Annotated in this window: 36 protein-coding genes; 6 read left to right on the top strand and 30 right to left on the bottom strand. The window is 39.0% G+C overall.

The window, feature by feature from the left end:
• The 21 genes from HT679_RS07960 to HT679_RS08060 form a co-directional block, all read right to left on the bottom strand.
• On the bottom strand, positions 1-354 hold a 354-nt coding region (locus HT679_RS07960; protein ID WP_173213988.1), incomplete at its 3' end, for a YopX family protein.
• A 21-nt stretch (positions 355-375) separates the two neighbouring features.
• On the bottom strand, positions 376-1,050 hold the full coding sequence (locus HT679_RS07965; protein ID WP_173213990.1) for a DNA methyltransferase: 675 nt from the start codon (positions 1,048-1,050) through the stop codon (positions 376-378).
• Positions 1,047-1,307: a DUF1372 family protein gene (locus HT679_RS07970; protein WP_173213992.1), complete on the bottom strand. Its 261-nt coding sequence runs from the start codon at positions 1,305-1,307 to the stop codon at positions 1,047-1,049. The genes HT679_RS07965 and HT679_RS07970 overlap by 4 nt, the downstream gene beginning before the upstream one ends.
• Positions 1,304-1,780, bottom strand: coding sequence for a class I SAM-dependent methyltransferase (locus HT679_RS07975; RefSeq protein WP_112445717.1), 477 nt, complete (start codon positions 1,778-1,780; stop codon positions 1,304-1,306). Before HT679_RS07975 ends, HT679_RS07970 begins: the two co-directional genes overlap by 4 nt.
• A gap of 150 nt (positions 1,781-1,930) precedes the next feature.
• A complete protein-coding gene (locus HT679_RS07980) occupies positions 1,931-2,269 on the bottom strand; it encodes a hypothetical protein (RefSeq protein WP_112445719.1) in 339 nt (112 codons plus the stop codon).
• Complete coding sequence (locus HT679_RS07985; protein ID WP_173213994.1) at positions 2,269-2,421, bottom strand: hypothetical protein; 153 nt, start codon at positions 2,419-2,421, stop codon at positions 2,269-2,271. The genes HT679_RS07980 and HT679_RS07985 overlap by 1 nt, the downstream gene beginning before the upstream one ends.
• Before the next feature lie 379 nt (positions 2,422-2,800).
• Entirely contained in the window at positions 2,801-4,180 is a 1,380-nt protein-coding gene (locus tag HT679_RS07990; RefSeq protein WP_234990589.1) for a virulence-associated E family protein, read from the bottom strand.
• Positions 4,181-4,184: 4 nt separating this feature from the next.
• Positions 4,185-5,012, bottom strand: a complete 828-nt coding sequence (locus HT679_RS07995; RefSeq protein ID WP_112445723.1) for a bifunctional DNA primase/polymerase — start codon at positions 5,010-5,012, stop codon at positions 4,185-4,187.
• Between the two features lie 12 nt (positions 5,013-5,024).
• Positions 5,025-5,417 carry a single-stranded DNA-binding protein gene (gene ssb / locus HT679_RS08000; protein ID WP_007518739.1) on the bottom strand — a complete coding sequence of 131 codons (393 nt, stop codon included), beginning with the start codon at positions 5,415-5,417 and terminating at the stop codon, positions 5,025-5,027.
• Complete coding sequence (locus HT679_RS08005; protein ID WP_160109931.1) at positions 5,410-5,562, bottom strand: hypothetical protein; 153 nt, start codon at positions 5,560-5,562, stop codon at positions 5,410-5,412. The genes ssb and HT679_RS08005 overlap by 8 nt, the downstream gene beginning before the upstream one ends.
• 38 nt (positions 5,563-5,600) lie before the next feature.
• A complete protein-coding gene (locus tag HT679_RS08010; protein ID WP_112445727.1) occupies positions 5,601-6,311 on the bottom strand; it encodes an ERF family protein in 711 nt (236 codons plus the stop codon).
• 10 nt (positions 6,312-6,321) lie between these two features.
• On the bottom strand, positions 6,322-6,636 hold the full coding sequence (locus HT679_RS08015; RefSeq protein ID WP_112445729.1) for a hypothetical protein: 315 nt from the start codon (positions 6,634-6,636) through the stop codon (positions 6,322-6,324).
• Between the two features lie 11 nt (positions 6,637-6,647).
• On the bottom strand, positions 6,648-7,823 hold the full coding sequence (locus HT679_RS08020; RefSeq protein WP_112445731.1) for a DEAD/DEAH box helicase family protein: 1,176 nt from the start codon (positions 7,821-7,823) through the stop codon (positions 6,648-6,650).
• Complete coding sequence (locus HT679_RS08025; RefSeq protein WP_112445733.1) at positions 7,792-8,256, bottom strand: hypothetical protein; 465 nt, start codon at positions 8,254-8,256, stop codon at positions 7,792-7,794. The genes HT679_RS08020 and HT679_RS08025 overlap by 32 nt, the downstream gene beginning before the upstream one ends.
• Positions 8,256-8,615: a hypothetical protein gene (locus tag HT679_RS08030; RefSeq protein ID WP_112445736.1), complete on the bottom strand. Its 360-nt coding sequence runs from the start codon at positions 8,613-8,615 to the stop codon at positions 8,256-8,258. Before HT679_RS08030 ends, HT679_RS08025 begins: the two co-directional genes overlap by 1 nt.
• Positions 8,615-9,097: a siphovirus Gp157 family protein gene (locus HT679_RS08035; protein WP_173213996.1), complete on the bottom strand. Its 483-nt coding sequence runs from the start codon at positions 9,095-9,097 to the stop codon at positions 8,615-8,617. The genes HT679_RS08030 and HT679_RS08035 overlap by 1 nt, the downstream gene beginning before the upstream one ends.
• Positions 9,097-9,438: a hypothetical protein gene (locus HT679_RS08040; protein WP_112445738.1), complete on the bottom strand. Its 342-nt coding sequence runs from the start codon at positions 9,436-9,438 to the stop codon at positions 9,097-9,099. The genes HT679_RS08035 and HT679_RS08040 overlap by 1 nt, the downstream gene beginning before the upstream one ends.
• Before the next feature lie 11 nt (positions 9,439-9,449).
• Positions 9,450-9,641 carry a hypothetical protein gene (locus HT679_RS08045; RefSeq protein ID WP_112445740.1) on the bottom strand — a complete coding sequence of 64 codons (192 nt, stop codon included), beginning with the start codon at positions 9,639-9,641 and terminating at the stop codon, positions 9,450-9,452.
• Positions 9,638-9,832: a hypothetical protein gene (locus HT679_RS08050; RefSeq protein WP_112445742.1), complete on the bottom strand. Its 195-nt coding sequence runs from the start codon at positions 9,830-9,832 to the stop codon at positions 9,638-9,640. Before HT679_RS08050 ends, HT679_RS08045 begins: the two co-directional genes overlap by 4 nt.
• Positions 9,829-10,101 (bottom strand): hypothetical protein, encoded by a 273-nt coding sequence (locus tag HT679_RS08055; RefSeq protein ID WP_050253752.1) that lies wholly within the window; start codon positions 10,099-10,101, stop codon positions 9,829-9,831. Before HT679_RS08055 ends, HT679_RS08050 begins: the two co-directional genes overlap by 4 nt.
• 92 nt (positions 10,102-10,193) lie before the next feature.
• The gene (locus HT679_RS08060) at positions 10,194-10,355 is read right to left on the bottom strand and encodes a hypothetical protein (protein ID WP_112445744.1); all 162 of its coding nucleotides are present in this window, start codon (positions 10,353-10,355) and stop codon (positions 10,194-10,196) included.
• A gap of 52 nt (positions 10,356-10,407) precedes the next feature.
• Between HT679_RS08060 and HT679_RS08065 the strand changes: the two genes are divergently transcribed.
• On the top strand, positions 10,408-10,893 hold the full coding sequence (locus HT679_RS08065) for a hypothetical protein (RefSeq protein WP_112445746.1): 486 nt from the start codon (positions 10,408-10,410) through the stop codon (positions 10,891-10,893).
• 79 nt (positions 10,894-10,972) lie between these two features.
• On the opposite strand, the gene HT679_RS08070 is transcribed toward HT679_RS08065, so the two are convergent.
• Positions 10,973-11,227, bottom strand: a complete 255-nt coding sequence (locus HT679_RS08070) for a hypothetical protein (protein WP_112445748.1) — start codon at positions 11,225-11,227, stop codon at positions 10,973-10,975.
• 82 nt (positions 11,228-11,309) lie between these two features.
• On the opposite strand from HT679_RS08070, the gene HT679_RS08075 reads away from it, so the two are divergent.
• On the top strand, positions 11,310-11,531 hold the full coding sequence (locus HT679_RS08075) for a hypothetical protein (RefSeq protein ID WP_188111580.1): 222 nt from the start codon (positions 11,310-11,312) through the stop codon (positions 11,529-11,531).
• Between the two features lie 194 nt (positions 11,532-11,725).
• On the opposite strand, the gene HT679_RS08080 is transcribed toward HT679_RS08075, so the two are convergent.
• On the bottom strand, positions 11,726-11,932 hold the full coding sequence (locus HT679_RS08080) for a helix-turn-helix transcriptional regulator (RefSeq protein WP_050201102.1): 207 nt from the start codon (positions 11,930-11,932) through the stop codon (positions 11,726-11,728).
• 221 nt (positions 11,933-12,153) lie between these two features.
• On the opposite strand from HT679_RS08080, the gene HT679_RS08085 reads away from it, so the two are divergent.
• Positions 12,154-12,849, top strand: a complete 696-nt coding sequence (locus HT679_RS08085) for a hypothetical protein (RefSeq protein ID WP_112445752.1) — start codon at positions 12,154-12,156, stop codon at positions 12,847-12,849.
• Between the two features lie 283 nt (positions 12,850-13,132).
• On the opposite strand, the gene HT679_RS08090 is transcribed toward HT679_RS08085, so the two are convergent.
• The gene (locus HT679_RS08090; RefSeq protein WP_000969962.1) at positions 13,133-13,270 is read right to left on the bottom strand and encodes a hypothetical protein; all 138 of its coding nucleotides are present in this window, start codon (positions 13,268-13,270) and stop codon (positions 13,133-13,135) included.
• A gap of 153 nt (positions 13,271-13,423) precedes the next feature.
• Between HT679_RS08090 and HT679_RS08095 the strand changes: the two genes are divergently transcribed.
• The 3 genes from HT679_RS08095 to HT679_RS08105 all read left to right on the top strand — a co-directional run bounded on the left by HT679_RS08095 (position 13,424) and on the right by HT679_RS08105 (position 16,373).
• Positions 13,424-14,200: a S24 family peptidase gene (locus HT679_RS08095; protein ID WP_081574876.1), complete on the top strand. Its 777-nt coding sequence runs from the start codon at positions 13,424-13,426 to the stop codon at positions 14,198-14,200.
• A 1-nt stretch (position 14,201) separates the two neighbouring features.
• Positions 14,202-14,966, top strand: coding sequence for a hypothetical protein (locus HT679_RS08100; RefSeq protein WP_001031294.1), 765 nt, complete (start codon positions 14,202-14,204; stop codon positions 14,964-14,966).
• A 279-nt stretch (positions 14,967-15,245) separates the two neighbouring features.
• Complete coding sequence (locus HT679_RS08105) at positions 15,246-16,373, top strand: site-specific integrase (protein ID WP_173213998.1); 1,128 nt, start codon at positions 15,246-15,248, stop codon at positions 16,371-16,373.
• An 86-nt stretch (positions 16,374-16,459) separates the two neighbouring features.
• Here the strand turns inward: HT679_RS08105 and HT679_RS08110 are convergent, their stop codons facing one another.
• The 6 genes from HT679_RS08110 to HT679_RS11420 form a co-directional block, all read right to left on the bottom strand.
• Complete coding sequence (locus HT679_RS08110; RefSeq protein WP_000532882.1) at positions 16,460-17,176, bottom strand: YebC/PmpR family DNA-binding transcriptional regulator; 717 nt, start codon at positions 17,174-17,176, stop codon at positions 16,460-16,462.
• Positions 17,177-17,846: 670 nt separating this feature from the next.
• Positions 17,847-19,262, bottom strand: a complete 1,416-nt coding sequence (ply, locus tag HT679_RS08115; RefSeq protein WP_173214000.1) for a cholesterol-dependent cytolysin pneumolysin — start codon at positions 19,260-19,262, stop codon at positions 17,847-17,849.
• A 10-nt stretch (positions 19,263-19,272) separates the two neighbouring features.
• Complete coding sequence (locus tag HT679_RS08120; RefSeq protein WP_240149587.1) at positions 19,273-19,683, bottom strand: hypothetical protein; 411 nt, start codon at positions 19,681-19,683, stop codon at positions 19,273-19,275.
• Complete coding sequence (locus HT679_RS08125; protein ID WP_173214002.1) at positions 19,676-20,284, bottom strand: hypothetical protein; 609 nt, start codon at positions 20,282-20,284, stop codon at positions 19,676-19,678. The genes HT679_RS08120 and HT679_RS08125 overlap by 8 nt, the downstream gene beginning before the upstream one ends.
• 12 nt (positions 20,285-20,296) lie before the next feature.
• Complete coding sequence (locus tag HT679_RS08130) at positions 20,297-20,755, bottom strand: DUF4231 domain-containing protein (RefSeq protein WP_173214004.1); 459 nt, start codon at positions 20,753-20,755, stop codon at positions 20,297-20,299.
• A gap of 313 nt (positions 20,756-21,068) precedes the next feature.
• Positions 21,069-24,623, bottom strand: a complete 3,555-nt coding sequence (locus HT679_RS11420) for a DUF1542 domain-containing protein (protein ID WP_240149588.1) — start codon at positions 24,621-24,623, stop codon at positions 21,069-21,071.
• Between the last annotated feature and the right edge of the window lie 178 nt (positions 24,624-24,801).

Consider the following 24,801-nt stretch of genomic DNA (forward strand, 5'->3'; position numbering starts at 1 on the left):
TCTGTTTTCGTAGATGTTGCCCACAACCTCACAATCAGTATGTCGTAACCACAATTCACATCCGTGTTGTTTGGATTCAAGACGATATGCTCCACCTCTATGTCTTACAACCTCGTAATAAGTCGGTTCAGAATAGACATCCTTAGACATTTTGACTATGTCGCCTTCAAAGATAATCCTGCCATCCCTATCAACCAATCCTGTTGATTGCATGAGTTCTAAATCTTCCGCTGAAACCATGTAAGTAATTCCATCCCCAATACAATATAACTCATCCTCGAGCCAACTGATATGGTCGATTTCATTATCCATTTTCTGCTCTTTCTTCAACCACGCTCTAAATTTCGGTATCATACCAAATCCTCCTATTCCTTTTTAAAATAATTTTATTTGTTTTTCATAATCATTGAGTCTCTGTTTAGCAAGATTAAAGATGTCTCTATCTAACTCGCAACCTACATACTCAAAACCTAATTCTTGACAAGCGATCAAACTACTTGCTGAACCAACATGAGTATCAAGAATCTTGTCTCCGTTTTTTGCGTAAGTTTGAAGCAACCAAAGATAAAGATTTATCGGTTTTTGTGTCGGATGGACTCTAACCTCATTCAAGGTCTTATTTCCTTGTTGTATATGACCTTCAGAGATTGATTTACCTTGCATCATACCATTCCACATATATCGAAATAAGCGTGTGCTGTCATGTAAACTGCAGTATGCTATCTCACAATCCGAGAAACTGGACTGTCCATTAACTTTATCCCAAACGATACGGCCAGAACCAAAAGAATAGTCGAAGTAGTTCACTCCCCAAATGATTTGATTTTTTGAAACTCTAAATAACTCATCAAAATAATCTCTATTTGGAATTTGCCACTCTGATGTTTCGCCATACAGCCTGCTTACACCTATTGGGCTGACTTTTCGACCATAGTATTTTCTTTTTTCTGGCCCGGAAAAATATGGCGGATCGACAATAGATAAATCAAAATAGTTGTCAGGATATCTTTTCATGACGTCCATACAATCTTCGTGAAGAAATAATTTCACAACATTACCTCATTCCCAACCTTAACTTTATCCCACTGCTCCTTCGTAACCACGAACACACCGTAATCACGAATGGTAAGCGTGTATAGCTTGCCATGTCGTCCTTTCTCGACGACTTTACCAAATACCTCAGCGCCTTGGTTGTCAGCTTTATAGATCACCATCGGCTTCTTCTCTTCCAAATCTCGAATCCTATCCATCTGCCAGATGTTTAGTCCAGCAGACAATAATATCCAGATTGCTATGAATCGTTTCAATCTGTGACCTCCTCAAATTTCATAAACGCCATCCAATGCGTAGTACCTCTTTGTTGCCCAAACAATGGTTTAAAAGGTACAGATTTAAGAACTTCTTTAACGTTGATTTGACAATCAGACCATTTGAAAACTAGAGTACCTCCAACTTTTAGAACTCTCATACATTCTTCAAAACCCTTGGCTAAATCTTCCGACCAGGTAATTTTATCCAGCTGGCCATATTGTGATCGCATAATTGAGTTTTGACCTGCCCATTTTAAATGTGGCGGATCAAATACTACTAGATTAAATGTTTCATCATCGAATGGCATATCACGAAAATCTCCGACAACGTCAGGGTTTACGTTTACCTTTTTTCCATGTATTTCAAATTTTTCTTGTCTGATGTCCATGAAAGTTGTATGACTCTCATTTTTATCAAACCAAAACATACGACTGCCACAACAAGCGTCTAGTATTCGTATATCTCCCATCACTCAACTTCCTTGCTCTTAGTTTCTCCAGTAAGTCTATTTTCTAAAATGTGACTTGTATAGCAAATATCACTTTTATACGTATAGTGATCAACGGTTTCTTCAACCCATTGGCTTCGTGTGTACGGGTATCGTTCAGGTCGTTTCATGTTACCACCTCATATATAAATATTTCGTGTCAATATCTTGTTCTAAAATACAATCCCTTAACGATTTCAAAACATCTAATGCATCATTGACCGTTCCCCATTTATTTACAGGTTCATACTTTACATATTTTTCAGGATACTGTTCTAATTCAGAGATACCGCGTTGAATGTTATCTAAAACATCAGCTATGTTGTACGTAGTGTCTTGGTCAAAATCCCAATCCATAGCAATTCTAAACATCTTCCCGAGATTGTAGGTCGGAGAACTATATTTAGGTTCAGCGATACGAATATAATCTCCGTTTTCTATTTTCGCTAAGATTTCCAAATCATAACTCATCACTCCATCTCCTCCATCTTTACTTTATATATTCGCTCACCTCGATACTTGCTCTCGAGTTGAGCCTTGCATTTAGCAGCATCTCCTTCTTTCTTAAAAAAGTGAGTTTCGTCTACCATGTTGTCAAAATATAGTGTTACTGTGTATGACATTTTCTCTCCTTTATTTATTAAATAATAGGCTTATTTTGTGAATATTTTTTCTAAGGTTACAGGTTACATCACTTTTCGCAAAACATATTTTATAAAAAACAAGAATGCTGTTATATCAACGTTTATAGCACTTGCTATTTTTACTTATTAAATATTTTATATAAATGATGTAACCTTACTAATAGACACCCTAAAACAGCAGTAGTATCAAGGGTTTAGGAGGGTTACATCACTTTTTTAAAAATTTTATCAAAAACAGCACTCAAACCCTTGATATAACTGGTTTTTCCTGCGGTTACATCAATGATGTAACCTGATGTAACCGAAACACGATTTTTGACCGTTTTTTGCCTAAAAGGTTACATCATTTTCGCTAAGGTTACATCACTTCTGTTTGTATATTTTTTCTAAAATATGCACGTAGTGTCTTACCTTTAACCTTCTTTATTTTGTATTCCCAATCCTGATTGTTGTCCATAATCAACTTGATTTTCCTAGCAATCTTTTCACCTCTCGCACTATCAATGTCAAAAACATTCTTTAATATCTGTTTGGCAGACACACTCGATTGAAGCTTCACACCTTCATATATCAGGCCGGACTCATTGCGATAGCTGCCATCATTGAAATAGAACCAGGTATATTGATGCTGTTGAGTGACTGAGAAGTCTTCCCACTCTTCTGGAACCAGCATTTCAAGATAGTCGTATACCTGTGATTCTGCCTCATCTTTATAAGTGAAGCTCTCCTTATAGACCGCAAGCTCATTTTCGAACTCATCATCAAAGGTAAGCATAAATCCTTTTTTGTAAATAGCGACTGCTTCACCCCAAAGCTGGAGCACATCATGATCTGTCATATCAAACGGCTTGACAAACTGTTGGCCTGCATCTACCAGCACAGGCAGAAAGCGCCGTTCACCAGTCTTGTCTCCCAGGTACTCGATTTTATTGCTGGTCCTTGCGATAACAAAGTTTTTAGGAAATTTTTCGGCTCTGCGACCGTAGGATCTACGGAAAGAAAGTTCTGTTTTAGTCACGAACGCTTTTAACTCATCAAAAGTAGTCTTTCTGGACGCGACCATCTCATCATCGTTGACAATCAGGGATTTTAGCATGATCTCATAGTTATCTTTATCCATAAAGTCTTTAGCCGAATCCGTGTACCAGTCAACAGCTATCTTTTGCAAGAATGTGGTCTTACCGGCACCTTGACCACCGACCAAATCGAGCGTGTAGTCAAATTTGACCCAGGGATTAAAAACCTTAGATACCGCACCAACAAAGAACATAATAGCTATTTTCTGAACAAAGATGCTATCCTCTGCACCCAACCAAGTTTGAAATACCTGGGCAAGTCGTTCTTTATGATCCCATGACTCATAAGCATTTTCCATATATTCCTTAACCGGATTGTAGGTTTTTTCTGCAAAAAATGCTTCGATACCGTCTCTTAATGCTCCAGCCTTGAAAACTGTCTTGAAGTGATTTTCCAAGTATACACTCAAATAGGATTCAAAGGCAGACGGTAACTGCCCCTTTCTTAACTGAATAGCATCTAGTTTGACATCCTCTACAATTTCATGTTCTCCAGTAAATTCATTGTGCCTGAGAAAGTCGTTGAGCTTGTTATCGCTCTTCATTGCAAGCAGAACATTTCTGGGACTGTCGGCCACGATAGATTCAATTTCAATCTCTTCGCCTTCCTCGTTCAATATTTTTTTCTTCCTACGTGAAAACTGCTTAATTGAAATATTCACGACATCACCTATTCTGGCCACCCCCCCTCATGTGTTTCTTGATCATGGATTCGACAGTTCTACTTAATTCTTTATGACTAAGAGGTTCTACCGAATTATTATTGGCTGTTTCTGCAAGTGTTAAGATATAGTTTGGATCAACTGACCGACTCAAGAGTCCGCCGACAAACTTTGCGAGCGTATCATTCCTGCTACCTTCATTACCAAACCCTAGGACAACCATTTCAAAGAGTTCTGTTGTCCTGTTTCGCTTACCAGCACCTTTACTAATTTGATAGTAGATATTATCCAGGTCACTACCAGAGTTCTTTTTGTTGTATTCCTTCTTAATGGCCATAACAAGAGAACGACTAGCCGTAACCATAGTGCCACCCTCTTTAGACTTTTTCTTGTCCCAAGTATAGACACCTTTGGGAGTTTTAGACGGAGCTACCACTACGTAATTGTTTGGATGCGCTTTGATATCCACACCGGGCAGAAATTTAATCATCTGGGTCATGGACACATCAGGATGTTTAAAATAAAAAATATGTTTACCGCCACTGGCTGTCTTCGCCTGAAGTGTTGGAGTTATCAAGTTCAGATGCTCCCAATTGGCCAGACTCTCATAGCCGTTATGCTTGCCATGTAAGTCAATATCGATTACGAAAAATTTGTCAGTCCGAACAGCAATATTGCTATCCGGATACTGATTCCAGTAATTTTCAATTTCCTGGGCAGTCATTGGTGGCTTATCTGCAAATTTAATCGCTGGTTGCTTTCCGTTAGGCACTACGGGAATTACGGAAAACCCCGCTTTTTGATATTTGAGAGCATATTCTTTCATTCCCATTTTAGTTACTCCTTAGAACGGCAAATCATCGTCTTGAATATCCATCGGGTTGTCATTCCCAAATGTATCATTCGAACTTTGTTGATTACGGCTTTCCAACATTTGGAAATTCTCAGCCACGACTTCTGTTACGTAGACACGTTGTCCTTGCTGGTTATCGTAACTACGAGTCTGAATACGGCCTGTCACCCCGATAAGTGAGCCTTTTTTAGCCCAGTTTGCAAGATTTTCGGCTTGTTGGCGCCACATAACGCAGTTGATAAAGTCAGCCTCACGCTCACCATTTTGACTCTTAAATGTACGGTTTACTGCAAGAGTAAAAGTCGCAACTGCTACATTTTGCGGTGTATAGCGGAGTTCAGCATCACGGGTCATGCGCCCTACAAGTACAGCATTGTTAATCATTTGATTCCGTCCTTTCAATCGCAAGGCTAAAGTTATGTTCATTGATAGAGATTGGTAAAACGACACCTTGCTTATTATCATCTGTAATAATATCAAACAAGGCAGTTAATACCTGTTTTCCGATAAGCAACTGTGTACCAGTCAAAGATTCCTCGCTATTAAGTTCGACATACTTCTTTTCCATTATTCAATACCTTTCGCTTTCTTCGCATCTGCGATAATCTGCTCAGCTTCTTTCAAACGGCCAGCTGGGATGCTTTCAGGTTTGTCAACACCCATCTTATCGATGAACCATTTTCCAATTGTTGCAGCAGGACTCCCTGTAGCTTCTGCCATATTTTTGAGTTCTGTCCGAATGGTTTTAGCCTGTGCTCCTGTAATGGTTTTGAATCCGTTACTTTTAGCTGGAGCTTTGCCCGGTTGCTCTTGCTGGCTATTTGTTTTTTGAGCTGGTTTTTGCGATGTACGGCCTGTTTGGTTATTCTGATTATGATATTCATCCGTATCAGGATCCTTATTGTCATCAATCATAAAGAGTCCGTTTAGCGCGTATTTACGTGCATAGCTGGATGCAGCACCTGTGACTTGACTACCATCCATCCCTTTTTTGCTATCATCTTCTCTAGCATATGCTGTAGTCCCAATGGTTTCACCAACTGCATAAAGAGTCGCAGTTGCTTCGACATAGTACCTATCACCAATCTGCACAATTCCGTCTTGCAAAATCAACACCGCATCATGTTCCTGCAAGATTGGCTTCAGCGCTTCTAAGATGTCCTCAGCGCTCCGATAGCTGTACTTCCCAAAGCTATTATACTGTCCTTTCGGAGCAACCAAACTCTGCTGGATGCTCTGTAAAGTAACAAAGATTGAGGATTGTTGTTTTGTTACCATAAATCCCCCTTTATAAACTTCTCAATAGATCAAACAAATCAGGCTTAGTATTTTGACGCTCGATTTTTTGAACATCGCCACCATTTGGATAAGTTAGATCAAATGTAGCCTTAACCCGAACAACCTCCATTCCGTGTACTTTGGCCGCTGCTTTTACCGCTGTTTTCTGTTCGAGATAAGAATTGTATGGCATTGTAAGAGCACTCTGAATATTGTCCACAAAAACGGCCTTTGTAGCTAATGAAGAACGATTGTTCTTGAGTTCATTTAAAAACTGTCCGTTTTCTTTGTTACGCATTACAATATAATCACTTGAAAGTTTCATTTTGATTCTCCTTAGAAATAAAATTCAATGACACGCACGTCATGTTGTTGACGGCTGCCTATTACTCGCCATAAAAGTTGGCGATAATCGTCATAATCTCCATCCGATGGATTAACAGGGTCCAGGACCACAATAGTTTTAAATTTATGCTGAAGGCCATCAACCCCTACACCCAACACCTGGCTTGTAGCAACCACATTTGTCTGTTCGAGGGAGTCCTTCTTATCTCCAGTCCAAATACCAATTTCTGGATGACGTTCTCGAATGACCTCTACAATCTGCTTGGATTTGCTAACTATCAACATATCTGTCTTACTGGTCAGCAGAAGATCCAATTGAAGTAGCATTGGAGTATCTGCATTAACTGCTTTCAACTTTGGAAAGTCAATCTCAAAACCTGTCTGAGTAAGATATCGTTCAAAAGTCTTTCGACCAAATGTTTGTTTGGCCATGGCATATTTACCATTTTTCCCAACGATGTTCAATTTCCTAAATTGTTCTAATTCCTCCGGATTAGCTGTTAGACACCAGATGGGTTCAAAGACAACCTCAAATCCGTTGTTTTCCTCCGCTTCCTCAATAGCTTCTACTTCTTCCCAGCGGAAAAAATTTGGCAGATTACTTACATAGCTTTCATAATCTCGGAAGTCATCCCACTCTTGCTTAGAATAGCTGAACTTGGAATACTTCATCTTGCCGTGGGCTAGTTGCCAGTTTTCCTTTTGATTAGGATCAGCCATTCCAAAAAATGTTTTTTCAAGCGGGTAGAAGTTTTGTCCCTTCTTCCTGATGGGCGTTGCTGACAATCCTACAGTATAGCCACGTTTGACCTTTTGATAAGCCTTCACATTGGCATCACTAGACATATTCTGCCACTCATCAATAATGAACACATCACACTCAATAGACTCATCGCTTGCAAGTCTGTTCTGTAATCTACGGTCCGTCATGGTTTCTAATTCAAAATCAGTATTGTAGCCTAGATTTTGATAAGTGCTGCTCCAACCATCCAGGATGGCCAACCGATTATTGATTACTAGGACCTTTTTGGCTTTCTTGTGCTTTGCTATTTCAAAAGCACAGATGGTCTTACCACGCCCCCCATACGCCTCAAGGAAAATCCCAGGGCAATTACGGTCGCTTCGTTTAACTGCTTCAGCTTGCCATTTGCGTAATTCGATTGCCAATGTCCACAATCACCTCCTCAATATCTTTCCTCTGGGCATAGAAGAGCCCAAGCCTTGCAGCTGCCCTCACATCGTTGTGGTGGCTTTTTTCAAAGGACCATAACCCAAGAGCTTTCAGCAAGTCATTTGGTATATCTGTCTGATAACCTGCGTTACGCTGCAGAACCAAGTCCGGATAGCATAGTTCAATGGCTGCAATAGTTTCTACAACTGAGTTGTCCCTGGAATAATCATTGTCCCTAACCTCAAATTTTTCAACGACCACTATGTCGAACTCAAGACCGCGCCCAATCTCTTTGAACCAGTTTTTAAAGTTTTGAGCGCCATAAGGTACTACCCAATAGTCAACAAGCTTTGCATTATCCAACAAGACAACTCCTGTTGTGCTGGTTTCAATTTTATTACTGCTTGGATCAATAGCTAAAATTTTCATCAAACACCAACTTTCTCAGTCAGCACTCCTGGATAAAGGGCAGTGTTAAACCAATTTTGTTTATTCACCTTTGCAAAGGCAAATAGCAATTTAACTTCTTTTGCTTGTTTTTCGAATTTTCGAATATCTTCTTCCGATTCAAAGATAGGTTTTTCCTTATATTTAGCGACTGTTACCAGCTTGTACTCTGGAGTAAATACCGGCTTTTCATTTCCTTGATCAAGATTTGTTTCATCTACTTTTACAAAGCGAATTGCAACATCAAATAGAAAACCTTCAGTAACAAGTACTTCAATCGATTCTGGTCCAATCACAACAGCTAGTGAATCTGTTACTCGTGTTTTATTCATCAATTCCATTACTTAATCACCAACTTTTCTGTCCGGACAAGCTCCGCACCTTTAATTTTCTTACCAGATTTAAGCAACTCTTTGAGTGTTTTTTTGTCCGGCGCAAGCGTCACTTTTTTTGTAAAATATTTTTTCGGAAGGTCATCTTCGTTGACCTTGACTGATTCTGGATTCTTAGCAATTTTTATAATCAGGGCACCACTCTTAACTTCGGTTTGACCTGTGACATTCATAGCTGTCATAATGTTATCCTTGACATAATCCAGTTTTTTCTGTGCTGCCTGTTTCTTCGCTTTGAAGCTCTCTTCCTCAGCCTTGTACATGGCCACGTCGGCTTCTAAATTCTTGATAACATGGGCATATCCTTCTGCTTTCTGTTCGAATTGTTCTTGCCAATCGATAGCCTCAAGAGTGTCCGTTTTTGTTTCGTCATCAATATCCATTTGATAAATTGTCAGGAACTGACCTGTTAGTTCGTATAAACTGGCCATTACTTCGTCACCTCTTTCATCAATTTATTTGCTTCTTTGATTAGCAAACGCATAACGTTGCTATCAGTTTCTTTCTCTGCTGCTCTTGTCAGCATTTCCACCCACTCACGTCTAGTATCATTCTTCCAATCAACCAATTCAGTGAGTGCCTGTGTATGGTTATAGTAAGGCGAGTAGTCGTATGACTTATCTTCCAAGCGAACGCATCTGCCTGCCTTGATGTCTTTGGCCAAATTCGCCCTCACATTACTATTTGTTGTACCGACAACCTCAGCCACTTCATCGCATGAGGCAGCAGGGTGCTCTCTATAATATTCCCTGATTCGTTCCGCTTGAGTCATGTTTCTTCTCCTTATTTCAACCCTTCGGGCGGTTCCACATCATATGTAAATTGTTTACCTGAACTTCTCAGGTTCATCCGTGCGACATTGTTAGCTATTCGCTGACGCTCTTGCCGCTTCATTTCAGCGTGGTCATCCAGTGTATTCACTAGCGACCATAGTCCAATCCCTACGATTGTTACCAGGTAAATGTATTCCATCATTTTGCGTTTTCCTTTTCTTTGTAGATTGCTACGATTTTCTTCAAGTCTGCGATTTCTTGATTTGATTCTTGAAGTTTTTCTTGTGTTTCAATCAGTGATTGATTGAGATCCAAAGCGACCTCTTTCCAGTCAATATTAGTTTCTTCGACATCTTCCGAAAAGTAGTTTTTAATTCTTGCTAGTAGGTTCATCCAACTGACCTCATTTTCTTGCTTTTCGCCATTTCTTTCTTCCAAGTTCGAGTTCCTCTGTATTGCAGATAAGCATCAAAACCTTTAATCGTGACAAGTTGGCCATCATTCCTAAGATGTTTCTGTTGGCTAGGTAGCTTTTTCATCTCGCGTCTCATGTCTCCCGCTTGTCGCTTTGAGCATCCAAAGATGTGTTCTAATTCTTCATCATTAGCAGAGACTTTTTCAATAATCACATCTTTAATTCTTACAATTTCAACTGCTTCCATTTTTACTCCTTTCGTGTTATAATTCAATTAGTAATTTTTGATGAGCGCCTGACTTCGTTAGGTGCTTTTTTGTTTTGCCTTAGACAGAAAGTCTAATCATTGACAAGCTTGGCTTTTAATTCAACTTCAATAAGACTAAGTCGATCGATTGCTTCTTGCAATTCTTCGGCTTTTTTTGATACTTCTTTACAGGCTTCCTTGAATTCTTCAATACCAGAAACTTCAACATTAAGCCGATGTCCTATTGGTCTCATCTCTACTCCTTTCTGTTTGTGGTATAATGAAATCAAAAACGAGGTAATTCTGATGTTTAGTTTGATTGATATTTTGAATATTTCTGCTGCATGGATTGGTGCTATAACGGGTGTCACAGGTCTGTTTTACTCAATTTTTATAAATAGAGCTCGATTATTGATAACAGATGCCTATGCGATGGAAGTGTCAAATGAAGCACCTTACAAATATTCTTTTAAGCTTGTTAACCCAAGTAACAACACATACACAATCAAAAGTATTCAATTGTTCGATGATGACGGAAAGGAAATAAAAGATAATCATTTCGAACCATATGATAGCCTCCCTTTTCAAATACTTCAAAAGTTTATTTTGAGAAAAGATGATTTACATTCCTATCCTTTCGAAGTTGATGAAATTATTTTCCCCCATAGCAGTATTACTTATTCTTATTACTTGGATAGTTTACCGTGTAAAATCAAGGTCAAGACTAGCAAGAGAATTCGTTTCATTTTCAAACACAAATCATTCCATCCTGTCTTTAATAAAGCAAAATAGATTTATTACAGCACAAACTACATTTACGATTGTTACTATGATTAGTCCTAGTTCGTTCATCTTCCTTCTCCTCTATTTCCTACATGTTCAACCATTTCCTAACCAAATCAGTGCTGTCAACGCTGTTGATGGTTTCAGGAATAGTAGATAACTCTACTATCTTGACCCAGTAGCTATCTAGCACTTTCTTATCAACGTAGACCGCTTGTTCGCATAAACCGATGTGTCCATCAATGACCATCGCTCTACGGACAAGTAGGTCTTTTTCTGTTTCCAGTTCAATACGTCCAGCAATATTGCCAGAGATTTCAAGGTACTTGTCTGGTTCTTCCATCCATCCTCCTTTCTATTTCTAATCTCCATTTCTGCTATAATATAAACAGAAAGGAGTTAACCTTATAACTTTTAAAGAATATTTGACAATAGCAAGCAAACGCGACATCTACGATGATGGTAAAGACTTTGATTTTGAAACCATCTTTGCTAGAGAAATATTACGTTATGCACACGATTCCGAACTGGAAACCAAAACAGGTTTCTTTCGTCATCTTGAAATCATGGATGCCGAAGCTTGGTTTATCGAACTTGCTCACTCAGTCTATCAAGATTTTGAGAAATCAATTTCAGATTCTCACTAATCGAGCGTGACTTTTTTTGATACGGCAATCTCAGAAATTTACCACCAGAGCTGACTACCTTAATGATTTTTTCAAGGTGGTCTTTTTCTTGTTCAAGAGCATCAATAAATTCTTCCATCCGTCCTCCTCAAATCTTTCCGTTGAGTACCTGATTGCCGTCAGGTGCTTTTTTGGTTTTAATTACATTGTTACGGTTAAACCGCAATATCGGGCAAAAAAATAATATCATCCACTGATACTTCAAAAACATTAGCGATTTGATACGCTTTTGAAACACTTGGCTCTGTTATTCCACGTTCCCAATGCCCCCATGTATCAACCGAAACATTTACAGCTTCTGCTGCATCACTTTGTCTCCAATTTTTGAGTGTTCTTAGTGTTTTTAAAGTCATTTTTTGCACATTACCACCTCCTTATCTAAGTTCATCTAATCTGACTTTCCATCGCCCTGAGTTCAATCTCATGGCTGACTTGTCTAAATAGCTTCTCACACGCTATTTTTGCTTCTCTGTACGTTGTGTTCTCGCTGATGAAGTAATCAGCAAGTTCAATGATCTTATCTTCCAATTCTAACTCGCTTTCAAATGTGGTATAATCAAAATAAAACGATTGGAGAAATCTCATGTCTAAAAAAACTTGTTTTGTAGTTTCCGCTATTGGTCAAGAAAAATCAGAAATCAGGAATCATTCAGATAGTGTTTTAAAACACATTATTAAACCAGCATTATCTGATAAGTATGATGTGACAAGAGCCGATGAACTATATCATTCTGATAAAATAGATGAAAAAATATTTAAGGCTTTATCAGATTCAGACCTAGCTATTGTTGATATAACAGGAAATAATCCAAATGTCTTTTTGGAACTTGGCTATCGTAAAGCCTTAGATTTACCAACTATATTTTTAAGACAACAAACTGATGAAGATATTCCATTTGATATTCGGACAATCAATATCATTCAGTATGATTTAAAAAATGCCAGCGGTACAAATATGCTGGATTCTGTTCAAAAAACTATTGAACGAATTCAAAAAACCGAGGAAACTTTAGATTTTTCAACATTGAAAAACAAAAATAATGATGGAAAGGACTACGTTACAACTCAAGAATTCTCGCAATTAACATCTACAATTAACAATATTTATGACGCTGTCGAAAAATTGTCACATGAAGTGAAAAATATTTCAAAGACTAATCATTCTACAACTCAAGAAGATATTATCATGATGGCCTTCCAAAATCCTGAAAAACTAGAGAAATTCTTTGAGTTGCAGAATAAATACCCTAACGTATTTTCTCCTAATAATACTAATTAGCTTGCTCTAGACGAACTAACCTTTCTTCTAATCCCTTAATGTAGCCTTTGAGGTAATTTACCATGGCTACATTTTTTTCTATCTCTTCCTTTAGAGTTTCTAGTTCGGTCATATTTCCTACTCCTTATCTTTTTTATCATATCGGTACTTCACTATCTGACGAATAGTAAAAGATACAATCACAAATCCTGCTAGGATTATCAATCCAGTTTCTTCGCTCATTGCTTTTCACGGCAAATGATGGTACACTATCAAGTAGAGGTTGGGGCTTCTGCCCCTTTCTCTACTTTTTATTTTGAAGCTTACGTTTGTGTTCTAAGATTTGTTTGTGCCACAAACGTGCTTCTCTGGTTAAGCCTAGTACCAAGATGACGGTTGCAGTGTCCTTGGTTGCTAGGCTTTTTATGATGTGTTCCATCATTTGCCTTACCTCCTTTCCCTTAAGCTTGATTATATTATACTGCGGTTTAACCGCAATGTCAAGTGTTTTTTGCGTTTTTTTCGCATTTTTTTATTTTATTCTTTACTTTTTTGCGTTTTTGCCGTAAAATATACTATGTAAGGAGGGGCGGAAATGAAAGTCGAAAACAAAGAAATTTTTGCCAATAATCTAAGTTTTTACATGGAGCAAAAAGGAGTAGACAGAAATACATTATGTGCAGACTTGGATTTGAAATACACTACAGTTCGTGACTGGCTAAAAGGAATAACTTATCCTCGGATTGGTAAAATTGAACTTTTGGCAAACTATTTTAATATAAATAAATCTGACCTTATCGAAAACAAAATTTCTACTGCTCAACCGTCAGACTCCCTTTTAGAAGAAATTACAAACACAGCTCGAAAATTAAACACTGAAAATAAAAAAATCGTTCTACGAACGTCTGAGGATCTTCTGAAAGAGCAGAAAAACGAAGAAGAAGCGAAGATAAACGAAGTATCGGAAGTTATCAGCTTGTACCAAGTTGAGGTAGTATCTGAGACGGCAGCAGCTAGCGGATTCAACTACGGATTTGGTTATGACGATACAGACAGAGAGACTATAGAGGTTGACGAGCAACCACCACGTCACGATATTGCGACTAAGGTCAGCGGAGACTCCATGCAGCCTGACTACCAAGACGGAGATATTCTCTATTTAGTAGACAAAGGACTGACCACCTACAACGGCGATTTGGCAGTTATCGCATACGGAGACCGTTCTTACTTCAAGAAGATATATACCGAAAACGGACGCTTACGCCTAGTGTCACTCAATGACAAGTATGAAGACATCATTCTAGACTTCCCACCAGCCGAAGACACACACATCAAGATCTATGCGGTTATCGGGGTGTATAGAGGGGAATAAAATGAACAAAGAAAATCCATATTTTGAACAAACCAAACAAAACTACATAGAAGTTGAAAAACTCTATAAACTTGGTAAAGCAAAACATACATCTTCTAAATACCGATTTCTTGCACCAGCAGTTAAAAGACAATCTGAACAATTCTTATTTGAAGCTAAGACTCAAAAAAGAAAATATTGGAAATTCAGTCGTGGCTCTCTGATATTCGTAGAGTTCGGTGTAAATATAGGCGGAGAATTATCAAATAATCATTGGGCTATTGTCTTAGACAAAGTAGATAGTCCCTATAAAAAAACACTTACAGTAATTCCTCTAACATCTAAAAATCAAATAGATACTGTACTCATAGACGAAGTCATTGCGGAATATCCTTCTATTTTGCTTGATGAATATATTGAAAAATTACACAAAGAATTATTTGCCTACCTAAAATATTTAGATTCCAATAATGCAATTACTGAAGCTGCCTTATTGGATGTCTACCAAGCTTATACAGAACAATTTTCAAACGAAATAATTCAACCTAAGATAATAGACGGTGACAACCTTAAACGGACACAATCAGAAATAACTGACGTTATTGAATTAACTCAATATTACAAAAAATACATTAAGCGTTCTTATGCCAAGTGTAATAACCTTCAAACAATCAGCAAAGATAGAATTTTAAAGAAAAATAGATTAGATCCAATCGGAAAAATGAAAGTATCTGATAACACATTGGACAAAATTAACGAAAAGTTAAAAGAATTATACCTTTTCTAATCTCTTGACATTTTTTAATAATTATATTACAATACAGCTATTAGGAGTTTAGCTCCATAAAGTTTACATTTGGATTTTAGATCCATATCGTGATGGTAGCCGTATTTGATACGGCTACTTTTCTTTTTATCTAGCAACTGTTTCCATTTTGGAAACAACTCAAAAAAGCCCCACGCTCAGAAGTTTGCAGACCGAGAGTGTGAGGCTAGTGGTAAGAAAAAAAGCATTAAAAAGCTCTTTTTCTTATACCCATTTTAACAAAAAAGTGAGGTAAACGCAATGTGGATGGAAGAACTTCCCAACGGAAAATACAAATTTTTTGAGCGATATAAAGACCCTTATACTGAGAAATTAAAAAAAGTTTCAGTGACCATGGAGAAGAAAACTCCCCAGGCAAGAAATCAAGCTGCTATCTTGTTGCAAGAGAAGATAAATAAAAAACTCAGCACAAAACAAGTAGAAAGCATTACATTTGAAGAAATCTATAACCTTTTCTATAAATCATGGGCGCAAACAGTAAAGGCATCTACAAAACACAATTATACTTTTGTTGATGCAACTATGAAAAAAGAAATACCATCTGACACTTTACTAGCTAATATCGATAGACGATATATCCAGAGCAAGATTGAAAATATTATTGATAGCAATGGCTATCATACAGCTTATAGAGTCCGCAGCAGACTCAAAAGCGTCTTCAATTATGCAGTTCAATACTCCTATATCGGAAATAACGAGGTTAATTACACGGTTATTCCTAAAAAGCCGGAAACTTTAGAAGATATTGAAAAAAAGCGCAACAAGTTTTTGACTATGCAAGAAATCAAAACATTAATAGACGCACTAAACAATCAACCGTATCAACAAAAATATGCCGATATGGTAACGGTTCTTGCTCTTACTGGTATGAGATATGGAGAGTTGACAGCATTACAACTCAAAAATATAGACTTCCAAAATAAAAAAATTGAGATTACAGGTAATTTTGATTCAGTAAACAAAATAAAAACATTGCCAAAAACCGCAAAATCCATTAGAACAATATTGGTATCAGATGCGGTTATAGAGGCCATACAGCGTCAAGTGATCCGCCTCACTGAACGCCATCAGCCGCTAAAAGATGATGATTATATCTTTTGCTTAGAAGTCTGGAATAGCCCAATAACATTAGCATCTTTTATTCAAATTATAAAAAAATACGGTGCGAAAGCTGGAATAGAAAAAAATTTATCTAGTCATATTTTCAGACATTCTCACATCTCGTTTTTAGCAGAGTCTGGATTACCTATCAAATCAATAATGGATCGTGTTGGTCACTCAAACGCAAAAATGACTTTAGAAATATACTCCCACACTACACAAGATATGGAGGGTAAACTCGTAGAAACGTTAGATAGTATTTTTTAATTTTGCCCCTTTCCTGCCCCTTTCATTCGCACAAAATAATAATAACCCTTGAAAATCCAGTATTTCCAAGGGTTATTTTTTTGTCACTAGAATCCGTCTACGTTTGTGTAGATTTTTTGTACGTCTTCGTCGTCTTCAAGAACGCTGTAAAGTTTTTCAAAAGTTTCAAGGTCATCACCTGACAATTCCACTTCTGACTGAGGAATCATTTCCAATTCTGTCACTTGGAATTCTTCAATACCTGACTCACGAAGGGCAACGATAGCCTTATGAAGATCAGTTGGAGCTGTGTAAACTGTGATTGTACCTTCTTCTGCTTCTACGTCGTCCACATCCACATCTGCTTCAAGCAATTGCTCAAAGACTGCGTCCGCATCTTCACCTGCAAATACGATAACTCCCTTGTTGTCAAAGAGGTAAGAAACAGAACCTGAAGCACCCATGTTTCCGCCGTTTTTACCAAAGGCTGCACGGACATTGGCTGCTGTACGGTTAACGTTTGAAGTCAAAGTATCAACAATCAACATAGAACCATTTGGTCCAAAACCTTCGTAACGTCCTTCTGTAAAGGTTTCGTCTGTGTTTCCTTTAGCCTTGTCCAAAGCCTTATCGATAACGTGTTTTGGCACTTGGGCTTGTTTAGCACGGTCGATAACGAATTTCAAGGCTGAGTTTGATTCTGGATCTGGATCACCTTTTTTAGCTGCTACATAGATTTCCACACCAAATTTTGCATATACTTTAGAGTTAGCTCCATCTTTAGCCGTTTTCTTGGCTACGATATTGGCCCATTTACGTCCCATTAGGAATCTCCTTTTTTCACATTTTAATCTTTCTTATTATAACACAAGTTTTTTTGATTTTCACTAAAGGAAATAGATTTTATTCAGTAAATCAAGCTAGGATGACACTTTTGTTGCCAAGATTTCCTGGCCTTTCCATCCCTATCAACATTCAAAAAACAAACTAGACCATTATCTGAAAATAGAAAGTTTCAGCCAAGTTTGACAAAGTCCGCTCAAGCTACTGTTTTGAGGTTGTAGATATAAGCGACAAAAACAATCATACTGCACCTTTTGTTGACAGTCTACTCCAGACATATGATAGTTCAAGTAAATACTTTGAAATTCAACAGTTCTTATAGGCACTATTGTATTCTAAGAAATCAATAGAAGAGTTTCTAAACAAAACTATAATTTATATGTTCCTGAAACAGAAATGTATGCTCTTTTTGATTTTACATGATACTGAAGTTAGACTAGTACAACGGCACTTCTAAAACAAGCAAAAGGTAGCTAATCCCCTGTATAGCAAGGAGTTTCACTACCCTTTTTACTTTTTTACACATCCTATTTGATAGACTCATTTTAGCATCACGAGCCTAGTCCAAAGGAAAATCGCTAGGCAAGAGATAAACTTTCAGATATTCGCAGAGAGATCATCGCCTCTTTTTGTCGCAAACATTCTTCTCTCCTAATCATTTTCTACCTTATCTTCTACCTGAGGATAAAGAGTCGTTCCCCAAATAGAAATCGTCCGCTTACGCACTAGTGGCAAATCGGTTTTTTCATAAACCGTACGCCACCATTCCCAGGCAAGTCCTGTACACTCCCTAATTTTGACAGAGAGATTGCGAACATTCCCTTTTAAAGGAATACTAGTGGTAAAATGAGCCGTCAAATCCTGCCCATTTCTGTCCCAAGCCTTAGGAGTCAAAACTTCCTTACCTTGATTATCATAGGATAATTCATCCCAAGTAATGTAATATTGGGCAACATAGGCACCGCTATGATCCAAGAGTAAATCTCCGTTTCTGTAAGCTGTCACCTTAGTCTCAACATAGTCTGTACTGTTTTGAAAGGTCGCAACTACATTGTCCCGTAAAAAAGAAGTTGTATAGGAAATCGGCAAACCTGGATGATCGGCTGTAAAGCGACTGCCTTCTTGAATCAAGTCCTCTACCATATCCACCTTGCCTGTTACAACTCGGGCACCCGAACTCGGGTCGCCCCCTAAAATAACCGCCTTCACTTCTGTATTGTCCAAAATCTGTTTCCACTCTGTCTGAGGAGCTACCTTGACTCCTTTTATCAAAGCTTCAAAAGCAGCCTCTACTTCATCACTCTTACTCGTGGTCTCCAACTTGAGATAGACCTGACGCCCGTAAGCAACACTCGAAATATAGACCAAAGGACGCTCTGCAGAAATTCCTCTCTGCCTCAAATCCTCTACCGTTACAGTATCTTGAAACACATCTCCTGGATTTTTAACAGCATCTACGCTGACTGTATAATAAATCTGCTTAAAATTGACAATCTGAATCTGCTTTTCGCCCGAATGGACAGAGTTAAAATCAATATCAAGAGAATTCCCTGTCTTTTCAAAGTCAGAACCAAACTTGACCTTGAGTTGTTCCATGCTGTGAGCCGTGATTTTTTCATACTGCATTCTAGCTGGGACATTATTGACCTGACCATAATCTTGATGCCACTTGGCCAACAAGTCGTTTACCGCTCCGCGAACACTTGAATTGCTGGGGTCTTCCACTTGGAGAAAGCTATCGCTACTTGCCAAACCAGGCAAATCAATACTATAAGTCATCGGGGCACGATCGACCGCAAGAAGAGTGGGATTATTCTCTAACAAAGTCTCATCCACTACGAGAAGTGCACCAGGATAGAGGCGACTGTCGTTGGTAGCTGTTACAGAAATATCACTTGTGTTTGTCGACAAGCTCCGCTTCTTTCTTTCGATAACAACAAACTCATCGGGTAGCTGATTCCCCTCTTTGATGAAACGATTTTCAATACTCTCTCCCTGATGGGTCAAGAGTTTCTTTTTATCATAATCCATAGCTAGTATAAAGTCATTTACTGCTTTATTTGCCATCTTCTACCTCCTAATAAGTTCCTGGATTGAGTTGCATAAACTCAGACTTGTTCAGCGAAATCAGCCGTGGTTGGACTAAGTGATCCAAAATTTCCTCGTATAATTCTTCTGAGACATTGCGTCGCCGTCTGGCTAGATAAGAAGTCGGAATGACCGTATTATCCAACATAAATACCTTATCTAAGTCAATCAAGGTTGGTCTTGTAAAAGGATTACGAGCTAAATCCGGCCCTTCTATCATAAAGTTCTTGACCAAACGTCTGGTCAAGAGGGCTGGTTTGAAGGTCTGATTTTTAACCAACTCTTTGTTTTTAGTCATGCTGTTGTCAATACAGATATACATATGATTCTTCACAGCCAAATCGCTACTAATAGTCGGAAAAGGCAAATAAAGAGCCACAACATCTCCTCTCTTAATCAAGCAAGAGTACCCCCTTTTCTCCTAATGTAACATAGACAGGATTGACCAAGTCTTCTGATTGACTCAGTGCTTCCAAAGTTTGAGTTTGGCGCCCTGTCAATTTAGTAGCATCTTGTCTCTTCAATACAAAATGCTTGTCGCCAATTACCTTGACACTATAATCCTTCTCCAAAGCTGACTGGTAAATCCACATCAGATATTGTCTGTCCTGAGAACTCAAGAGAGAAGGATGTTCAAGTCTCCCTACAGACTGATAAAAATCAAAAACAGGAGCTAACTCCTGCCAATCTGGCTGGCTAGTTGTCAAGGCTAGAAAAAGGGCTTTGCGAGCTGATACTTCTTGATTAGCCTTGAGAGTCCCCTTGCCCTCCAAGTTTTTTAGAAAGTGGGAAACTCCAGAAAGCAAATCTTTCTCTAACTGCGAGAAATAAAAACCTTGCCTTCCCAGACATAAGTCTCTCAAGTCGCTTTCTCTAGCAAATAAGAGTTCAAACAGTTGATAGTAAAAGAAAAATATCTGGCACTGAGTTGCGCTCATCTCTTCTTTATCGGCTTCTTTTTTCAACCAGAGCAAGGGCAATAGGTAGCTGGATTGAGACATTTCCTCCACCTCCTATTCTTTTTTCTCTGGAGCATCTGCACTAGCTGCCACTTCTTTTGACTGGATACTTTCCCACTGGTTGATTTCCTCTGAGATAAGACCTTCGCATGTCTTAACAAATAGGGCAAAAGCCTTGGTCTTTCCTGCATATTTCTCTGTTTGACATTGATAGAGGAATTTTTCTCTCTCCAGGAGTTGCGCAGTCTTTTGGTAAGAAATCCAGTGTTCCTTGGCATTATACAAATTGAGAATCCCCTCACACAGCAAGCCTAAACTGGACAAGGCAACCGAAATCAAACGGTAGCGATCACCTGGCATAGGAATAGCACAAAAGACAGCTATGAGAAAACCTGCCACGATTTCTGTTATTTTTAATACCTTATAGCGTCTACGATGTTGAACGCTTTTCTTTAAAAAATGAGCTATCTGTACATCCAATCGCTCTGTCAGGTACATTTCTTCTGACGTCATGTTCGTAATCCCTTTCATTTACTTTGATAGTCATAGTATAACATATTTGAATATCAAAGTATAGTAAAAACTGGAAAGCTATATCTTATTATAAAATCCAAATATGAAATGTTTGTGAAATGAGAGAAAAATAGCACAAAGAGGCAAGACAAAAAGTTTCAAAATGATAAAAACGCATAATACCTTGCCTTAAAAAGCTTGATATTATGCGTTTTATCAGAGACAGATTTTCTGAATGTTCACCTCAAATAGAGTTTTTACAAAATTCTTTCAATCACTATTCTAGCTAGTTTCCGACTCATCTAAGCATTGCTTATCTTAGCTGAGCAAGAATAGCTTTGAGTTTTTCAATCAACTCATCTTCTGTGTGGTCAGACTCTTTCTCATTAGCCAGGAAGGCAACTGCTTGAGCGAGAGCTTCTCGTGCTTTGTCGAGAACTTTCGCATCTACATTTGTAAGGTTGCTTTCTTGCAGAACCTTAGTCAATTCCTTGGTCAATTTCTTGAGTTCTGACTCTTTCTTGCGACGCGCGATGAGGAAGAGAAGGAGACCAAGAAGGGCGAGCAGACTGCCAATCATCGTACCGTATGGAAGATGACCTTGTTCTTTGCTTGTTTCTTTCGTTTCTTCTTCATCCTTAGTCGCTTGCTTGCCTTTCAAGGATTCGAGTGCTTCTTTGACCTTGGCAGTAATCTCTCTCAAACCTGCCTCTGTCAAGCCAGCATTTCTAAGGGCTTCTTGACTCTCTCCGAGAATGATTTTAGCAGCGTCGATGACAGATTGATCAATACCATCCAAGTCTTTCAAGCGAGTTTCCAAGTCTTGAATCAAATCTCTTAAGACGGATTTATCAACCTGTTTCTCTTGACTCGATTGAGTGCCACCAGCAAAGCCTACACTTCTTCGGCTACGAGCTGGTGGTGTCACACTGGTGTTAGTGTTGCCACCGTTATTAGTGTTACCACCATTGTTGGTGTTGCCACCATTGTTAGTGTTGCCACCATTGTTGGTGTTGCCACCAGCGTTAGTGTTGCCACCGTTATTAGTGTTACCACCATTGTTAGTGTTACCACCATTGTTAGTGTTACCACCATTGTTAGTGTTACCACCATTGTTAGTGTCCCCACCGTTATTAGTGTTGCCACCATTGTTAGTGTTGCCACCATTGTTGGTATTGCCACCGGTGTTAGTGTCCCCACCGTTATTAGTGTTAGCTTGCGCTGTCGGATTCACTTGGTTCAGTTTGTTCTCAAACGCTTGTTTCGCTGCGTCAATTTGTTTTTGGTTCGTTGCCGCATCAATTGCTGTTTTCGCTTCTGTAAGAGCGTCTTCTACCTGGCGTTTCGCAGCGTTAATCTCTTCTGAGGTTAAGTTTGGAATCTTCTCAATCGCTGTTTTCTTCTCTTGAGCTTTGTTATCCAGTTCGCTAATTGCAGTGTTGTGCGTTGTTGGCGTTGGATTGATACCATCAATTGCTGTGATACCTTTTCCTTTCGCTTGGTTAACTCCTGCCTGGTCTTTCGCCTCTCCTACTTTACGTTTCGCTTCTGTAAGAGCGTCTTCTACCTGGCGTTTCGCAGCGTTAATCTCTTCTGAGGTTAAGTTTGGAATCTTCTCAATCGCTGTTTTCTTCTCTTGAGCTTTGCGGTCAAGTTCTTGCTTCGGAATATCCCTCCCTACTGGGTTAACACCCCTAATATCACTCAAGCCTTGCTGTAGGGACTTCTCGACTTCACCGATATTCTGAGCTCTATTGATTCCATCTGTAGCTCGCCTTGCAAATGTATTTACTTTTGAAGTCTCGCCATTTTTCTCCACTTCAGACAAATTCCTATTGCTAGTAATACTATTATTTTTATCTCTTTTTGCTTGCTCTATCTGTTTAAGAGCATCCTCTTTGAACTCCGTAGTGGTTCTTGAATGCCATTGGTTTACAAGAAATACCTCGCGTCCATCTTGTCCACGCAATCCAGCTGCATAATCTAGTTTACCAAGATCTGTATTTCCCTCAGTTTCAAAGGTTAGTGTATAGGAACGATCTGAGTTAGGAAGTTGGAAGTAATACAACGATGCATTAGCATCTCTTTTAATATTTTCTAGCTTTTCATTGGATATAGCTTGATTTTCCTGACTTTCAAATCGTCTTTCATAAGGATTAGCATCATAGCGACGCCCTCTGGCTAATTCTTCTAAATTGTTACGCGGAAAAGTCGCAGGTCCAATTCGTCTCCTTAAGCCACTATTTGAAATAGTTCCTTTCGTTACATCTCCTAATCCTATATTTGCATTCTTTAATTTTTCTACCAAATTTTGACCATCTTGAGCCGGAGCATATGTTCCCCCGCCACGGTTATGATAGCTGATTCCTACAGTATTCGTTTTAACGGTTTGCCCTGATGGAACGGTAAACCACACTTCTGTTTGACCTGGCAATGTCCTATGATTATCTTTATTGATTTCAATTGTCCATCTAAAACCGTTATTAGTAGGTTTTACTGTGACGTTTAAATACTTATATCCGTCTTTAATATATGCTGTAGCTTCATTCCTCGGACGTCTGTCTGAGAAGAATACATAGGTGTACTTATCGTAAGGAGAATGACCCTGTATGTCCGTCCTCTCAAAGTAACTTTCTCTTGCTCCATTAAAGTCCTCAGAGTAGTTTTCAGTAGCTCTTGCAGCTCTTGTAACTCTCGAACTACGAAAGTCAGAGTAGCCACCATCGCGTGGTTGAGGAGTTACTCCTCCAGCTGTAGTTTCCTCACCATATTTTTCTTCCAGCACTCCTTCGATGAGGTCTCGGGATTTTTTCAGATCGACCAGAGCAGCATCAAAGTCTTCTTGGCTGATGGTATCACCCTTAGAAAAGGCTTCATTAAACTTATCAGCTGCTGCTTTTGCTGCTTGGATTTTACTTTCTTCAGCTCCCTCTTTTTGAAGTTGTTTATAGATAAATTCCAACTCATCTTTTAGTTTATAGGCTCCATCACCCTGATTACTATAGGTTGGGAGTTCTTGCCGACTAGGCTTTTCACTAGGTTCAGTTTTTTCTGAGCCACCTACAGTTTCTGGGCTCGCCTGATCCACAGCTGGTGTGGTTTGGCTCAAACCGCCTCTTTTACGACGCTTCCCGCCAGTTGCTTGCTCAGTCACAGTCCCCTCTGGAGCAGTAAGCCCATGATTTGTCAGACCTGCTTCTTCTAAGACTGGAGGAGTTGAAACTTGAGGTGACAAAGCTTCCTTGACACGGCTCGTCAGTTCTTCCATAGCTCTTACTTGCTCATCAACCTGCGCTTGCGTCGCTTTTGGATTGTCCAAAACTGCCTTAGCTGCTGCTAGACCTGCTTCTACTTCATCGTGAAGCGCTTTCATAGAGCTAAGAGTTAGTTTTTCCAACAAAGCTTGCAGATTGCCTTGGAGTGATTTAGCTTCTGTCGTTTTAGTGGCAGATGTGGGCTGGTCTTGCTCTTTTTCTCTCTCTGATTGAGAAGTTTCTTGAGCAGCTGGTTTTGCCTCTGGTTTGGTAGGAGCAAGGTCAGCTGTTTCCTGCCCCTTACTAGCGTCCTCGGCTTTAGTCTCTGGAGAGTTTGACTCCCCTGTAGACTGGAGCTCAGCCGACGGTTCAGTCTGAGAGACCTTCTCTGGCTCTTCCCCATCTGACTCCTGCTTATCCTTATCTGGTGTTCCAGCAGATCCAGCAACTACATCACTGGCTGTTGCCGAAGATACCGCAGGTGCCTGCGCTTGCACCCCATTTGCAAAGAACATCAGAGCCGCAACCGCAACGCTAGCAGCCCCAAAATGGTATTTACGAATGGAATAACGGAAAATTTTCTCTCCATTACCATCATTCTTTTTCTTGAACATAAGTGAATCCTTTCCTCGTCTAAGTGCTTTCTCAAGCTTAAAAAGCGCACAAAAAGCCAATAGACAATAATATGTCAACTATATAGTAACACTTCTGACATACAAATCAACCCCCTCTCCCATACGATAGAGTCAGGAAAGGCAAGAAAAAAGTGACATTATATATATATATATATAT

Origin of the sequence: Streptococcus sp. 4886 (assembly GCF_013276485.1) — a bacterium.
Taxonomy (GTDB): domain Bacteria; phylum Bacillota; class Bacilli; order Lactobacillales; family Streptococcaceae; genus Streptococcus.